Origin of the sequence: Pseudomonas grandcourensis, from assembly GCF_039909015.1 — a bacterium.
Classification (GTDB): Bacteria; Pseudomonadota; Gammaproteobacteria; order Pseudomonadales; family Pseudomonadaceae; genus Aquipseudomonas; species Aquipseudomonas grandcourensis.
The window spans coordinates 5,674,468-5,689,202 of record NZ_CP150919.1 but is presented as its reverse complement, the minus strand read 5'-3'; the positions used below and the strand labels follow the sequence as shown (position 1 = coordinate 5,689,202).

The 14,735-nt window shown below is 61.6% G+C and carries 13 protein-coding genes; 4 read left to right on the top strand and 9 right to left on the bottom strand.

Annotated features, from left to right (window positions below; genetic code table 11):
• Positions 1-7: 7 nt before the first annotated feature.
• Positions 8-976 carry a LysR family transcriptional regulator gene (locus AABM52_RS25475; RefSeq protein ID WP_008050110.1) on the bottom strand — a complete coding sequence of 323 codons (969 nt, stop codon included), beginning with the start codon at positions 974-976 and terminating at the stop codon, positions 8-10.
• A gap of 191 nt (positions 977-1,167) precedes the next feature.
• Between AABM52_RS25475 and AABM52_RS25470 the strand changes: the two genes are divergently transcribed.
• The 4 genes from AABM52_RS25470 (at position 1,168) to AABM52_RS25455 (ending at position 6,091) form a co-directional block, all read left to right on the top strand.
• Entirely contained in the window at positions 1,168-2,667 is a 1,500-nt protein-coding gene (locus tag AABM52_RS25470; protein WP_347908896.1) for an efflux transporter outer membrane subunit, read from the top strand.
• A 138-nt stretch (positions 2,668-2,805) separates the two neighbouring features.
• Positions 2,806-4,998 (top strand): FUSC family protein, encoded by a 2,193-nt coding sequence (locus AABM52_RS25465; RefSeq protein ID WP_347908894.1) that lies wholly within the window; start codon positions 2,806-2,808, stop codon positions 4,996-4,998.
• Complete coding sequence (locus AABM52_RS25460) at positions 4,988-5,188, top strand: DUF1656 domain-containing protein (protein ID WP_028623388.1); 201 nt, start codon at positions 4,988-4,990, stop codon at positions 5,186-5,188. Before AABM52_RS25465 ends, AABM52_RS25460 begins: the two co-directional genes overlap by 11 nt.
• Positions 5,189-5,227: 39 nt before the next feature.
• Positions 5,228-6,091 (top strand): HlyD family secretion protein, encoded by an 864-nt coding sequence (locus AABM52_RS25455; protein ID WP_347908892.1) that lies wholly within the window; start codon positions 5,228-5,230, stop codon positions 6,089-6,091.
• A 9-nt stretch (positions 6,092-6,100) separates the two neighbouring features.
• On the opposite strand, the gene AABM52_RS25450 is transcribed toward AABM52_RS25455, so the two are convergent.
• The 8 genes from AABM52_RS25450 to AABM52_RS25415 form a co-directional block, all read right to left on the bottom strand.
• On the bottom strand, positions 6,101-6,499 hold the full coding sequence (locus tag AABM52_RS25450; protein WP_347908890.1) for a DUF4440 domain-containing protein: 399 nt from the start codon (positions 6,497-6,499) through the stop codon (positions 6,101-6,103).
• Positions 6,500-6,648: 149 nt separating this feature from the next.
• A complete protein-coding gene (locus AABM52_RS25445) occupies positions 6,649-7,473 on the bottom strand; it encodes an SDR family oxidoreductase (protein ID WP_347908888.1) in 825 nt (274 codons plus the stop codon).
• Between the two features lie 33 nt (positions 7,474-7,506).
• The gene (locus AABM52_RS25440) at positions 7,507-7,971 is read right to left on the bottom strand and encodes a multidrug transporter (RefSeq protein ID WP_347908886.1); all 465 of its coding nucleotides are present in this window, start codon (positions 7,969-7,971) and stop codon (positions 7,507-7,509) included.
• 288 nt (positions 7,972-8,259) lie between these two features.
• Positions 8,260-9,711 carry a mannose-1-phosphate guanylyltransferase/mannose-6-phosphate isomerase gene (locus tag AABM52_RS25435; RefSeq protein ID WP_347908884.1) on the bottom strand — a complete coding sequence of 484 codons (1,452 nt, stop codon included), beginning with the start codon at positions 9,709-9,711 and terminating at the stop codon, positions 8,260-8,262.
• Between the two features lie 214 nt (positions 9,712-9,925).
• Positions 9,926-10,582: an alginate O-acetyltransferase AlgF gene (locus AABM52_RS25430; protein ID WP_347908882.1), complete on the bottom strand. Its 657-nt coding sequence runs from the start codon at positions 10,580-10,582 to the stop codon at positions 9,926-9,928.
• Between the two features lie 14 nt (positions 10,583-10,596).
• Positions 10,597-11,769, bottom strand: a complete 1,173-nt coding sequence (locus AABM52_RS25425) for an alginate O-acetyltransferase (RefSeq protein WP_347908880.1) — start codon at positions 11,767-11,769, stop codon at positions 10,597-10,599.
• Between the two features lie 11 nt (positions 11,770-11,780).
• Positions 11,781-13,346 (bottom strand): MBOAT family protein, encoded by a 1,566-nt coding sequence (locus AABM52_RS25420; RefSeq protein WP_347908878.1) that lies wholly within the window; start codon positions 13,344-13,346, stop codon positions 11,781-11,783.
• 258 nt (positions 13,347-13,604) lie between these two features.
• Positions 13,605-14,729, bottom strand: a complete 1,125-nt coding sequence (locus tag AABM52_RS25415; protein WP_347908877.1) for a mannuronate-specific alginate lyase — start codon at positions 14,727-14,729, stop codon at positions 13,605-13,607.
• Positions 14,730-14,735: the final 6 nt, after the last annotated feature.

Genomic DNA, 14,735 nt, shown 5'->3' with positions numbered 1-14,735 from the left:
GAGATCATCAATTCGCCACCCGAACCCCACCCAGACTCCCGCTCAGTTCATACGCCGCCAATTCCGCCTGATGCGCGGCCAGCAATTCCGGCAACGATCCACGCAAATACTCGACCCAAGTCTTGATCTTCGCATCCAGGTACTGGCGCGACGGGTAGATCGCATACAGGTTCAGTTCCTGTGAGCGGTAGTTGGGCATCACGCGCACCAGTGTGCCGTTGCGCAGGCCTTCTATCGCGGCGTATAGCGGCAGGACGCCAACGCCCATGCCGCTGATGATCGCGGATTTCATCGCGTCGGCGGAGTTCACCAGAAACGGTGAGCTGTTGATGGTGACCATTTCCTGGCCGTCGGGACCGTCGAAGGCCCACTTCTCCAGCGGAATCACCGGGCTGACCAGGCGCAGGCAGGCGTGGTTGAGCAGGTCGCTGGGTTTTTGTGCGCAGCCGTTGGTTTTGACGTAGGCCGGGGAGGCGCAAACGATGCTGTAGGTGATGCCCAGGCGCTGGGAGACGAAACCCGAGTCCGGCAGTTCGCTGGCGAGGACGATGGACACGTCGTAGCCCTCGTCGAGCAGGTCCGGCACGCGGTTGGCCATGGTCAGGTCGAAGGTCACGTCCGGGTGGGTCTTGCGGTAGCGGGCGATGGCGTCGATCACGAAGTGCTGGCCGATGCCGGTCATGGTGTGCACTTTCAGTTGCCCGGCCGGGCGTGCGTGGGCGTCGCTGGCCTCGGCTTCGGCTTCTTCGACGTAGGCCAGGATCTGTTCGCAGCGCAACAGGTAGCGCTTGCCGGCTTCGGTCAGGGCGATACGGCGGGTCGTTCGGTTGAGCAGGCGGGTTTGCAGGTGGGCTTCCAGGTTGGAGACCGCGCGCGAGACGTTGGCCGTGGTGGTGTCCAGTTGTACGGCGGCGGCGGTGAAGCTGCCGGCTTCGGCCACGTAACTGAAGGCGCGCATGTTTTGCAAAGTGTCCATAGGGTGCTCTCTCGTCGAATGACAAATTGTGACACGAAGTTTCTGTTTATTTACAGGCGACTAAAGATCTACCAACGGATTATCTCGTTAACGGTAACAAAGATTCACAGGAATCCCAGCTTATCGCCTTTCAGGCCGCCCCATAGAATTGCCCCGACTTGTACCTCCCCCTATTTCAGGAAATCGCAGCAGTGCCGCGTCGCATCAGCAGAGCGCTTCAGCCGCTCAGTGTTTTGGCTTTAACCCTGGCAATCAGCGGCTGCATCGGAACCGGAGGTATTGCCCCGCAGGGCAAGGCGCTGGAGGCCAATTCACTGGCCACCGACGAAGCGATCCAGAGCGCCGCGCAGGATGCGCACTGGCCCACGGCGCAATGGTGGCAAGCCTATGGCGACCCGCAACTGAATCGCTGGATCGACCTCGCCCTGCAAGGCAGCCCGACCCTGGCCATGGCCGCCGCCCGGGTGCGTCAGGCCAGGTCCATGGCCAGCGTGGCCGAAGCGGCCGAGTCGCTGCAGATCAATGGCGATGCCACCCTCAAGCGTCACAACTGGCCTACCGACCAGTTCTATGGCCCCGGTGAGCTGGCCAACAGCACCACCTGGGACAATAACGCGGCGCTGGGTTTCAGCTATGCCCTCGACCTCTGGGGCCGTGAAAGCAATGCCACCGAGCGTGCCGTGGACATGGCGCACATGAGCGTCGCCGAAGCGCGCCAGGCTCAGCTCGAATTGCAGGACAACATCGTACGGGTCTACATCGAGCTGTCGTTGCATTACGCTCAGCGGGACATCGTCGAAGCGACCTTGAAGCAGCAACAGCAGATTCTCGAGCTGGCGCAAAAACGCCTGAACGGGGGGATCGGCACTCATTTCGAGGTCAGCCAGGCCGAGACGCCGCTGCCGGAAACCCATCGCCAGATCGACGCCCTCGACGAAGAAGTCGCCTTGAGCCGCAACCAGCTCGCCGCCCTCGCCGGCAAAGGGCCGGGGGAGGGCGCCCAGTTGCAGCGGCCGACGCTGTCGCTGGGTGCGCCACTGAAACTGCCATCGTCGCTGCCGGCGCAATTGCTCGGCCAACGCCCGGACGTGGTCGCCAGTCGCTGGCAAGTGGCGGCGCAGGCGCGGGGTATCGATGTCGCCCATGCCGGTTTCTACCCGAACGTCGATCTGGTCGGCAGCCTCGGCTACATGGCCACTGGCGGTGGGGCCCTGGAGTTCTTGACCGGCAAGAAACTCAACTACAGCGTGGGGCCGGCGATTTCGTTGCCGATCTTCGATGGCGGACGCTTGCGTGCGGAGCTGGGTGAAGCCTCGGCGGGTTATGACATCGCCGTGGCCAAGTACAACCAGACCCTGGTCAACGCGCTGAAAAACATTTCCGACCAGTTGATCCGTCGCGAGTCCATGGACAAGCAACAGGCTTTCGCCGCCGAGTCGGTGGCCACGGCGCAGAAGACCTACGACATCGCGATGATCGCCTACCAGCGTGGCCTCACCGACTACCTCAACGTGCTCAATGCCCAGACCTTGTTGTTCAAGCAGCAGCAAGTGCAGCAGCAGGTTCAGGCGGCGCGATTGAGCGCCCATGCGCAATTGGTGACGGCGCTCGGCGGTGGTCTTGGTGCCGGTAATGACGTGCCGAACGCCGAACAGACCCAGGCGCCGAAAACTCCGAGCCTTTTGCGTTGAACACAAAACCTGTGGGAGCGGGCTTGCTCGCGAAGAGGGCGTGTCAGTCAGCAACCATGTCGCCTGACACACCGCTATCGCGAGCAAGCTCGCTCCCACAGGTTCCGGTTTTCACTGGAATTTACTGAGCAGGATTTGATGACTCCCTTGCCCGCACCCTTGCGCTGGCTGTACTCCCTGGAATGGCGTCGGGGTTTCTTCGACTGGGCACGCAGTGACGGCGTGACCTGGGTCTACATCTTCAAGGTGCTGTTCGCGGCATTCCTGACGCTATGGCTGGCCATGCGCCTGGAGCTGCCGCAACCGCGCACGGCGATGATCACCGTGTTCATCGTCATGCAGCCGCAAAGCGGCCAGGTGTTCGCCAAGAGTTTCTATCGTTTTCTCGGCACCCTGGCCGGGTCGGCGGTGATGGTCGCGCTGATCGCCCTGTTTGCGCAGAACACTGAACTGTTCCTCGGCTCTCTGGCGATCTGGGTCGGTATCTGCACCGCCGGCGCCGCCCGCTGCCGCAACTTCCGCGCCTACGGTTTCGTACTCGCCGGATACACCGCGGCGATGGTCGGCTTGCCCGCGCTGGCCCACCCGGAGGGTGCGTTCATGGCGGCGGTCTGGCGGGTGCTGGAAATCTCGCTGGGCATTCTCTGTTCGACACTGGTCAGTGCCGCCATCCTGCCGCAATCGGCGAGCGCGGCGATGCGCAATGCCTTGTATCAGCGCTTTGGCGTGTTCGCCCTGTTCGTCACCGATGGCTTGCGCGGTCGCAGCCAGCGCGAGGCGTTCGAGGCCGGCAATGTGCGTTTCATCGCCGAAGCCGTGGGCTTGGAAGGCTTGCGTAGCGTTACTGTGTTCGAGGACCCGCACATGCGTCGGCGCAATGGCCGCCTCAGTCGCCTGAACAGCGAGTTCATGGGCATCACCACGCGCTTCAATGCCTTGCACCAGTTGCTCGAACGCCTGCGCAGCAGCGCAGCTGACCAGGTAGTGGCGGCGATCAAGCCGGGCTTGCAGGACCTCGCCGAATTGCTCGACGGCTTCAGCGGTCGTGCCCTGACCAGCGCCGATGCGGCGCGCCTGGTCACGGTGCTGAGCGCCTACAAGGAAGGGTTGCCGGCGCGGGTACGTTGTCTGCGGGCGACGTTCCAGCAGAGCAATCCGAGCGATGCCGGGCAACTGGATTTCCACACCGCCTACGAACTGCTCTATCGCTTCGTCGACGACCTGCACAGTTATGCACAGACCCACGCCTCCCTGGCCGATCACAGTCACGAACGGGAACGCTGGGACGAGCCGTTCACTCCGCAAACCAACTGGATGGCGGCGGCAGCATCGGGGATTCGCGCAGCGTTCATTCTGGCGGTATTGGGCAGCTATTGGGTGGCAACCGCCTGGCCGAGCGGCGCGACCATGACCCTGATTGCCGCCGCGACCGTGGGCCTGTCCGCCGCCACCCCGAACCCCAAGCGCATGGCCTTTCAGATGGCGTGCGGGACATTGCTCGGGGCGCTGATCGGCTTCGTCGAGATGTTTTTCATTTTCCCGTGGATCGACGGATTTCCGTTGCTGTGCGTGATGCTCGCACCGGTGATCGTACTCGGCTCGTTCCTGACTTCGCGGCCGCAGTACGTCGGCGTCGGCCTGGGCTTGCTGATCTTCTTCAGCACCGGTTCGGTGCCGGACAACCTCACGGTCTACAACCCCTACACCTTCATCAACGACTACATCGCCATGGTGCTGGGCATGCTGGTGTGCGCAGCGGCCGGGGCGATCATTCTGCCGCCCAACAGCCGCTGGCTGTGGCGTCGGCTGGAGCAGGACCTGCGTGGTCAGGTGGTGTACGCCATCAGCGGCAAGCTCAAGGGACTGGCGTCGAGTTTCGAAAGCCGCACCCGCGATCTGGTGCATCAGGCCTACGGCTTCGCGGCGGGTCAACCGCAAGTGCAGCGGGACTTGCTGCGCTGGATGTTCGTGGTGCTGGAGGTCGGCCACGCGATCATCGAGTTGCGCAAGGAACAGGCGACTCTGCCGGTGCACCCGGCCTACGCCGAATCCCAGCCGTGGCGCCAGGCGATCCGGGTGATGGGGCGGGCGCTGGTGCGGCTGTTCCTGCAACCGAACAGCAGCAACCTGGAACGCGCGCTGATAGCTGTCGATCATGCGATCAGCCGTGTGCAGTCCACCGACGAACCCTTCGCCCCGCACTTCGATACCTCGGCGTTGCGCCGGGTGAAGAGCTACCTGCACTTCATCCGCACCTCGCTGCTCGATCCGCAATCACCGCTCGCTGCCTTCGCAAGCAGCCAGCCACAAGGACTTGCACATGCCTCGTGAAATCGCCTTCCACGGCGTGTACATGCCGACCATGACCCTGATGTTTTTCATCGCGGCGGCGCTGGCCTGGGCGCTGGACCGGTTCCTGTCCGGGTTCGACCTGTACCGTTTTTTCTGGCATCCGGCGTTGCTGCGCCTGAGCCTGTTTGCCTGTCTGTTCGGCGCGTTGGCGCTGACTGTCTACCGTTGACTCTCTATCACTGACTCTCTATCTCTGAAGAATGCCCCGATGAAAAAGTTTTTCAGCCTGCTCGCGACCTTGCTGGTGCTGGCCCTCGCGCTGTGGATCGGCCGCTCCCTGTGGGAGCACTACATGAACACGCCATGGACCCGTGACGGCCGCGTGCGCGCCGATATCATCAACGTCGCCGCCGACGTCACCGGCGAAGTGGTGGACGTGCCGGTGAGCGACAACCAGTTGGTGAAGAAGGGCGATTTGTTGATGCAGATCGACCCCGAGCACTACCGTCTGGCGGTCAAGCAGGCGCAAAGCCTGGTGGCATCGCGCAAGGCGACCTGGGAGATGCGCAAGGTCAACGCCCATCGTCGCGCCGATATGGACAACCTGGTGATCTCCCGGGAAAACCGTGACGACGCCAGTAACCTCGCCGACTCGGCCCTGGCCGATTACCAGCAGGCCCAGGCGCAACTGGAAGCCGCCGAACTCAACCTCAAGCGCACTGAAGTCCGTGCAGCGGTGGATGGCTACGTCACCAACCTCAATGTGCATCGCGGCGACTACGCGCGAATCGGCGAGGCGAAAATGGCCGTGGTCGACATGAACTCGTTCTGGGTCTACGGCTTCTTCGAAGAAACCAAGCTGCCCCATGTGCGCGTCGGAGATAAGGCCGACATGCAACTGATGAGCGGCGAAGTGCTCAAGGGTCATGTGGAAAGCATTTCTCGCGGAATCTACGACCGCGACAACCCGGAGAGCCGAGAGCTGATTGCCGATGTGAACCCGACGTTCAACTGGGTGCGTCTGGCGCAACGAGTGCCGGTGCGCATTCACATCGATGAAGTGCCGGAGGGGGTGCTGTTGGCGGCGGGGATTACTTGTACGGTGGTGGTCAAGCAAGGTGATGGTGCATAAGACAGAGGTTCACTCCTTGCAAAACGTCTCATGCAAATGCCGCCAGATCACCCGGCCATCCGCCTGCTTCTCGAACACTACGGTCGAGCGACGATCCGAATGCAGCCCGGTGGCATCGGTCTGTTGCTCGCGGTAACTCACGGTCGCGCCGCCGTCGTACAGCGCAATACCGCGTAGCTCGCTGAGCTCGATGCGGAACCCGAGCTTCTTGCCGCCCGCCAGGGTGAACAATTCGTTCAGCGCGTCAAAATCCAGCACCCTGCCGAGTGGCGAGACCATGGAGAACTGCGGAGAAAAACGTGTCAGCAGTTTTTCGAGTTCGGATGCGTCGCGTTCTTCGGCCAGCCATTGTTCGATGGCCACGTGGGCCTGGATCACTTCTTCGAAGTATTCGGTGTAGTCGGTCATGCTAGCGTTTCCTGGAGTTTTGCAGTGTTGGTGCTCGCGTCATCGCGAGCAAGCTCGCTCCCACAGGGTTCTGCTGGATGGCATAGATAGCATTCACACCAAAAATCCTTGTGGGAGCGAGCTTGCTCGCGATTGCAGGCGAATCGGTCTCAGAGATGCCCACGCAACCCGAACCGCTTCATCAGCCCTGATTCCAGCAGCCCCTTGGGTAACAACCCGGCCAGCAGCGGCAGCGCGCGGCTGCCATTGCCCAGGCGAATCAGTCGCGGCGGCTTGTCCTGCTGTACAGCCTTGAGCAAACCTGCGGCGAATTCATTGGCCGGGGTCGGGTTGTCCTGAGAGGCTTTAGCCCGGGCGCGTATGCCTTCGCGCAGCGGGAACCATGGCGATTTTTCGCTGATCAGTTGCTCGGCTTCGTGCCCGGCATTCCTGGCGAAGCTGGATGCGATGGCCCCCGGCTGGACTTCCATGACCCGCACGCCGAATGGCGCCAGTTCCATGCGCAAGGCATCGCTCAAGGCATGCACGGCGGCTTTCGAGGCGCAGTAGGCGCCGGCGAATGGCGTGACCAACACACCCGAAACACTGCCGATATTCACCACCAATCCTTTGCTCCGGCGCAGCACGGGAAACATCGCGCGAGTGACGCCAACGACAGCGAACACATTGGTTTCGAACTGGCGTTGCATGGCCGGTACGCCGCCATCGAGCAGCGGCCCCATGGCGCCATAACCCGCGTTGTTGATCAGCACGTCGAGACCACCGCATTCCTGGTTGATGCGCTCGCTCAATTGCTCAAGGGCTACACCGTCGTTGACGTCAAGTTGCACGGCGGTAAATCCGGCAGCGCTCAGCATGGCGACATCTTCGGCCCTGCGCGCACTGGCCCAGACTTCATAGCCGGCGACCTTGAACGCATCGGCAAGGGCGCGGCCAATGCCGCTGGAACAACCGGTAATCAACGCAACGGGCATGGCGCATTCCTTGTGCAAAAAATGGGGGAGGGATCAGTCGGAAAAACTACCCTGCAATCGCTCGGCGCGAAACTCCAGGGTTTCCGGACGGTAGCCAGGACGCAGTGGCGGCAGCGGCAAACAGTCTTCCCAGTTGCCACCGGCCTGCAGTTCGCCGGGGCCACGATAACGCGGGGCGGTATATTGATTGTCGGCCAGGTTCACCGTATCGCCCGGTGCATACGCCGCGACCCGCCAGCGCAACTCAGTCAGCGGCACGTCATTGCCGTTGTTCAGGGTCAATTTCAATGGGCGATCGGCGGGACACTGCTGCGGTGCGTAACTGATGCGCAACTCCAGGCGCTGCAGTTGCTTGAGTTCGCGGTGGTCCATCCAGATGACCCAGGTCGCGACGATGCCCAGCCCCACGGCAGCCGCCAGGGATACGGGCAAGGCCTTGGCCGGATAGCGCAGCAACAGGATCAGCCAGGTGATGACCAGCAGGACGCCGATGAACATGACGTGAAATCTCGGGAATAGAGAGGGTCATCCTACCTAAGCGCAGGTGGGGTTGGCGATGGGCGATTCATGGTGTGCTGACTGGCCCCATCGCGAGCAGGCTCGCTCCTACATTGGACCGAGCCTGGCACAAAATCTGTGATCAACCCAAAACCCTGTGGGAGCGAGCCTGCTCGCGAAGAGGCCAGTCGAGGCACTGCAAAAAACCAATGCAAAAAAAGCCCCCGCCCAGCCTGCTGCGGATAGGGACGCAGCAGGCTGGACGAGGGCTTCTTGTTTTACTGAGCGTTACTGCGCGATGGTTTTCACCGCCACGCCACGCTCAACCGGCGTCGAGCGACCGTAGATATCTTCAAACCGCTCGATATCGTCTTCGCCCAGGTAGCTGCCCGATTGAACCTCGATGATCTCCAACGGAATCTTGCCCGGGTTGCGCAAACGGTGCACCGAAGCGATTGGAATGTAGGTCGACTGGTTCTCGGTCAGCAGGAACACGTTCTCGTCACAGGTCACCTCAGCGGTGCCGCTGACGACGATCCAGTGTTCGGCGCGGTGGTGGTGCATCTGCAGCGACAGACACGCGCCCGGTTTGACCGAGATGTGCTTGACCTGGAAACGACCGCCCATGTCCACAGAGTCGTAGGAGCCCCACGGACGGTAGACCTCGCAGTGGTTCTGGGTTTCAGTGCGGCCCTGTTCGTTGAGGGTGTTGACCATCTGCTTCACGCCTTGGACCTTGTCCTTGTGGGCGATCATCATGGCGTCCTTGGTTTCGACCACGACGATGTTTTCCAGGCCGATCACCGACACCAGTTTGCCGTTGCCGTGGATCATGCAGTTGCGGCTGTCCTGGATCACCACGTCGCCTTTGGTGACGTTGCCGTTGGCGTCTTTTTCATTGACTTCCCACAGCGACGACCAGCAGCCGACATCGCTCCAGCCGGCGGTCAGCGGCACGACGCAGGCGCGTTGGGTTTTTTCCATCACCGAGTAGTCGATGGAATTGTCCGGGCAGCAAGCGAAGGTGGCTTCGTCGAAGGTGATGGTGTCGGCATCCTGATGGCTGCGTTCCAGGGTCAGCAGGCAGGTGTCGTAGATGTCCGGATCGTGCTTCTTCAGCTCTTCGAGGAAGCGGCTGGCGCGGAACAGGAACATGCCGCTGTTCCAGAAGTAACCGCCGGACTGAACGAACTCGGTGGCGCGCTTCACGTCGGGTTTTTCGACAAAGTGCGAGACGCGGCTGACGCCTTCAGGCAGCAGCGAGTCGTTGGTCGACTTGATGTAGCCATAACCGGTTTCCGGCTTGGTGGCCGGCACGCCGAACAGCACCATTTCACCGTTTTCGGCGGCGACGGTGGCCAGGGCCAGGGCGCGTTGCAGGGCCTTCTGGTCTTCCAGCACGTGGTCGGCCGGCAGTACCAGCATCAGCTCGTCGCGACCTTCACTGACCAGCATCATCGCAGTCAGGGCCACGGCCGGCGCGGTGTTGCGACCGAACGGTTCCATCAGGATGCGTTGGGTTTCCAGTTTGCGCGCCGCTAATTGCTCGTTGACGATGAAGCGGTGGTCCTTGTTGCAGACCACGATTGGCGTGTCCATGCCTTCGAACACCAGGCGTTCCAGGGTTTGCTGGAACAGGGTGTGTTCGCCGGTCAGGGCCAGGAACTGCTTGGGGAATTGTTTGCGGGAAAGCGGCCAAAGACGTGAGCCGCTACCACCTGACAAGATCACCGGAATCATGTTGTTACTCCTTGAATATCGATTGGTTAGAGCTACTGCGTTCTGTCGTTTCACTCTTGTTTTTGTTTCGTGTCCGGATTGACGCTGCGGTCCCCTGTAGGAGTGAGCCTGCTCGCGATGACGGTGTGTCAGTCGACATCATTATTGGATGTCAGTCCGCTATCGCGAGCAGGCTCGCTCCTACAAGGGGAGCGGCGTCAGTCAGGCAAATTGATTAGCGCGTCGACACCGGGCGTTTCACCCAGACCGGCGACAGGCTGCTGCCGCTGCCGGTGACGTACAGCACCGCGGCTTCACCGCGCTCCAGGGCGACCGGTTTCACGTCGCCGACTTTGGTGGTGCCGTCGTACAAGGCCAGGCTGACCTTCACCGGGTTGATTTCACGCTCGCCGCGGCCCTTGGGCGCAACGTTCGGGACCACGTCGGTCTTGCCGTCGGCGGTCTTCAGGGTCAGCGCCTTGTCGCTCAGGTTCTGCACGCGTACCAGGGACTTCTGCTTGTTCTTGAACGGCGGCTCTTCGATCAGTTGCGGTACGCCGCTGGCGTTGTTGACCAGGGTGTAATAGTGGTCGCCGGCCAGTTTCACCGGCAGGCTCTGGCTACCGACCTTGGCGCTGTAGTCGCCGCCCGGCATGAAGCTGAAGTCACTGCTCGACAGTGGCGCGACATCGCTCAGGTTGGTGCTGCCGACGGTGGCGCTGACTTCGGAGTTGCTCGCGTTGTAGATACGCACGAAGGTCGAGCCTTTCGGTGCGGTCGGGCCGTACAGGGCGGCGTCGCCACCGGCAAAAGCTTGTACCGACAGCACGCTGAGGCCGGCAACCAGGGCAATGCGTTTGGCGAGACGACGCGGAGTTGTAGTGAAAGTCATGGTGTACCTCTCTTTCAGTTTTGCGCCCGGTCGGGCGTCTCGGATTTGTTGATGGCTACGTTTTGTTGGCGGGCGCCGGCTTGTTTAAGCTCTGCGACCCACTGCGGGTCGGCGTCGCCGATTTCGTTGTTCACAGGCAGATATCGTTCAGGGAACTCCCAGATCAGCACCTGTGGCGGGCTGTTCTTGAAGGCATCGCTCTTGAGGTAGCTGAGCATCGGCAGAATCGGGCCGTGGCCGTCTTCGGCGTAATTGACCACGTCGCTGTGCAGCGCTTGCTTGAGCGCACCGACGAAGTTCCAGTTGGGGTTGGCGCTGTAGCTGGTGCCGATCAGGGCCACCGGCACTTCGGTGTTGGCGAACAGGGCATCGTCACCGGCCGGCTGGTCATCCGCTGCCACGGTGTTGCGCTTTTGCAGTGGCTCTTGCGCCGGCATCAGGTTTTCGAACAGCGGGTCGAGCGGCAGGAACAACTGCAGGTCACCTTTGTGCGTGATGGTCTCCGCAGGTTCGGTGACGAAGCGCTGCGGCTCGCCGCTCAGCGGGTACTTGTCGGCGATGGTTTTGGCCAGACGGTTGGCGGCGATCTCGGCGCCTTGCGGCGTCCAGTGAGTGTCGGTGCGCAGGAACACTTGCTGGCCATCCTGCTTGGCCTGTTGCAGCGGGCCGAGCAGGTCAGGGGCCGGAATCCGGTCGGCGGCCAGGCGCTGGTGGAAATCCTTGTAGAGGTTGGCGTGGATGCTCGCCGGTTTCACTTCACCGAGGTGTTCCGGGTACAGGCGCACCTTGGCCGGCACCACTGCCATCACCAGTTGCACGCCTTTTTCCTTCAAGGTCTGGCGCACGCCTTCGACCAGCGCGTAGTTGCCTTGCAGGTTCAGCTCTTCGTTGACCACCGGGTGGAATTCTTCATCGCTGTACAACCACTGGTCGCGACCGAGCACCACGCCTGGACGACCTTCGTTGAACAGTTTGAAATCCAGCGCGGCCCAGAGGTTGGTGCCCAGGCGCTTGATCGGGAACTCGTCGTCGTAGTGCGTTTCCACGGCCTTGGTCCAGCGACCGTTGAGCACCGTCGCATCGGCGTTGGTGCTGAAGCCGAAGAAGCTGCGCACCGACCACAGACCGAGCACCAGCAGGGTCACCAGGAACAGCGCGATGTAGAAGATGCGTAATGAGCGGGTCATGGTCAGATCCCTCAGAACTGGAAGTAAAGGAACGGCGAGAAGCTTTGCGCCGAGAGTTTGAGAATCGAGGCAATGAACAGCAGCAGCACCAGCGCACGCATCACGTAGCGCGACCAGTCAGCGGTCCAGTAGGCCGGTTGCACCTGGGCTTCGACGCCGACGGTGTAGCCAGGCTGGTGGATGCTCGCCGGGTTATCCCCAGGCACGGCCTTGATCGTTCCCGGTGTCGCAGCGGCCGGGCCGTCGGTGTCGACGTTCACGGCAGGCTTGGTCTTGACCGGAGGCTGATTGGTGTAGAAATCCCGCAGGCCGAAGAACGCCAGGGTCACGTAAGCCACGATCAGGGTCGCCACTTGCAGACCGGTGAGGCTGGCCTGGTTGAGTTCCGACAGCGACCAGTCGCCGAAGCTGAACATCGCGCCGTACATGCGCCCGGCGACGTGCAGGTTTTCCGCGCGGAAGATCACCCAGCCCATCACCACCAGCAGGAAGGTCAGTGCCCAGCGGATCGGGTTGAAGCTGCGTGGCGAGGTGTTCAGGCCGATGGCTTTTTCAATCGCCAGCCACATGCCGTGCCACGCCCCCCAGACGATGTAGGTGATGTTCGCGCCGTGCCACAGACCACCGAGCAGCATGGTCAGGAACAGGTTGCGATAGGTCATCAGCGTGCCCTTACGGTTACCGCCGAGGGTGATGTACAGATAGTCACGCAGCCAGGTCGACAGGCTGATGTGCCAGCGCCGCCAGAACTCGGTGATCGACTGGCTGACATACGGCTGCTTGAAGTTTTCCATGAAGCGGAAACCCATCATCAGGCCCAGGCCGATGGCCATGTCGCTGTAACCGGAGAAGTCGAAATACAGCTGCGCGGTGTACGCCAGGGCGCCAAGCCATGCATCGCCCGTGGTCGGGTTTTGCAGGGCGAAGCAGTGGTCGGCCACCACCGCCAGGGTGTCGGCGATGAAGACTTTCTTGATGAAACCCTGCATGAACCGCGTGCAGCCCTCGGAGAACTTGTCGAGGGTGTGGGTGCGGTTGTTGAACTGGTCGGCCAGGTCGCGAAAGCGCAACACGGGGCCGGCGATCAAGTGCGGGAAGATCGCCACGAACGCCGCGAAGTCGATCAGGTTGCGGGTCGCCGGGGTATCGCCACGGTAGACGTCGATGATGTAGCTGATGGACTCGAAGACGTAGAACGAGATCCCGATCGGCAGCAGCACGTGGGTCAGGATGAATGGCGAAAGACCCACCGACGTCATCATCGCGTTGATGCTGTCGACGCCGAAGTTGGCGTACTTGAAGTAGCCGAGGATGCACAGGTCGACAGCCACGCCGAGCAGCAGCCAGCGCTGTGCCGGTTTGGTCCTGACCCCGGCGGCACCGACTTTCAGGCCGATCCAGTAGTTCCACAGCGTGACGCCGGCGAACAACGCGAGGAAGTCCACACGCCACCAGGCGTAGAACACGTAGCTGGCAATCAGCAGCAGCAAATTGCGATAGCGTTGCCCGCTCAGGTAGTACAAGCCGAGGAAGATCGGCAAGAACAAAAACAGGAACACGTTGGACGAAAAAACCATCCCGATCTCTCCTTGTTTGAACCAACAGTCAAGGGCCAACGGCCCCCCCAAACCCCCCAAGAAAAACTGGGGGGTAACACACAAAAAACTCACACCTGACACTGAACCTGTGGCGAGGGGGCTTGCCCCCGTTCGGCTGCGAAGCAGTCGTAATACCTGTCCGCGCGCTCTGTCTGAATTACCGCGTTGTCAGGATCTGGGGGCGCTGCGCACCCCAACGGGGGCAAGCCCCCTCGCCACATTGGATCGTGTTAAACCTCAAGAACCCTTGCTGCCCTTTTCATTGGCCGGGTCGTAGACCTTGGTCAGGTCACCGCCGAGGCGGAAGGTCTTGAACGGTTGCATCTTGTGCTTCTTCGCCAGCACCTCGGGCGAGCAGGTGTAGAGCGAACAGAACGGTTCGAGCCAGGCGAATTTCATGTCCTCTTTCAGGTCGGTCATGTCCTGTTCCTTGCCGTTCTTTTCCTCGAACTCACCCGGGTCTTTCACCCCGGCCAGCACCCGGTCACCCAGGCGTTTGAGTGCGCCATTGTTTTCCTGACGCAAGTCCACACCGTTGACCTGGGCGAAACTGGCGATCATCGCCAGTGGCGGCAGGGCGTAGTTGTGGTAGGCCAGGGCCCGTTGCTGGCGCTTGAGTTCGTTGGGCAGGTAGCCGTCTGCGTCGATCTGGTTGGCGCCGACCTTGTATTCCTTCACTGCCCAGTCGAACAGGTCGCGGCGGTTGGTGGCGATGGAAGTGGCCATCACCGACCAGGCCGCCCAGTACGAGTGGTTGTTGGTCTGCTCGAGCGGCAGGTTGTCCCAGTCGCTGACCACCTGGTCGGCCATCTTGCTGAACCAGGCTTCGATCAACTGCGCTTGCTGTTGATGGGTGGCCAACGGGTGGGAGTCGGAAAACTTCAGGCGGATATACGCCGAAGCCATGCTGCCCAGCGCCCATTTGCGCATCGACTTGCCGGTGTGGTTGAAGTCCTTGGACATCAAGGCATCGGCCTCGGCCCAGGCCGTCAGCCAGCTCAACGTGCATTCCAGTTGTTCCGGGCGACCGTCACGCATGAACTGCATCACGCGCTTGCTGGTGCCGCGCTCGATCTTGGTGATGTCGGCGGTACTTTCGCGAAAGGCTTTTTCCGACTGCACGTTCAGGGTCGCGCGGGCCTTGTCCGAACCTTCGTACTTGCTGCGAAATTGCAACGAGCCGGTGTACGGCGTCGGCATCGCATCGCAGCCTTCGCTGTTGTCGCCCGTCTTGAATTTATCCACAGGCGCAAAATAGCCCTGGGGTGGACGCAGTGGCGCAGCCGCTTGCGTGGCCCCGGCGAACATCGCCACGCTCAAAAGCGTCGGTGCCAACAGTGTTGAAAATTTCGGATAGCGCATAGCAGA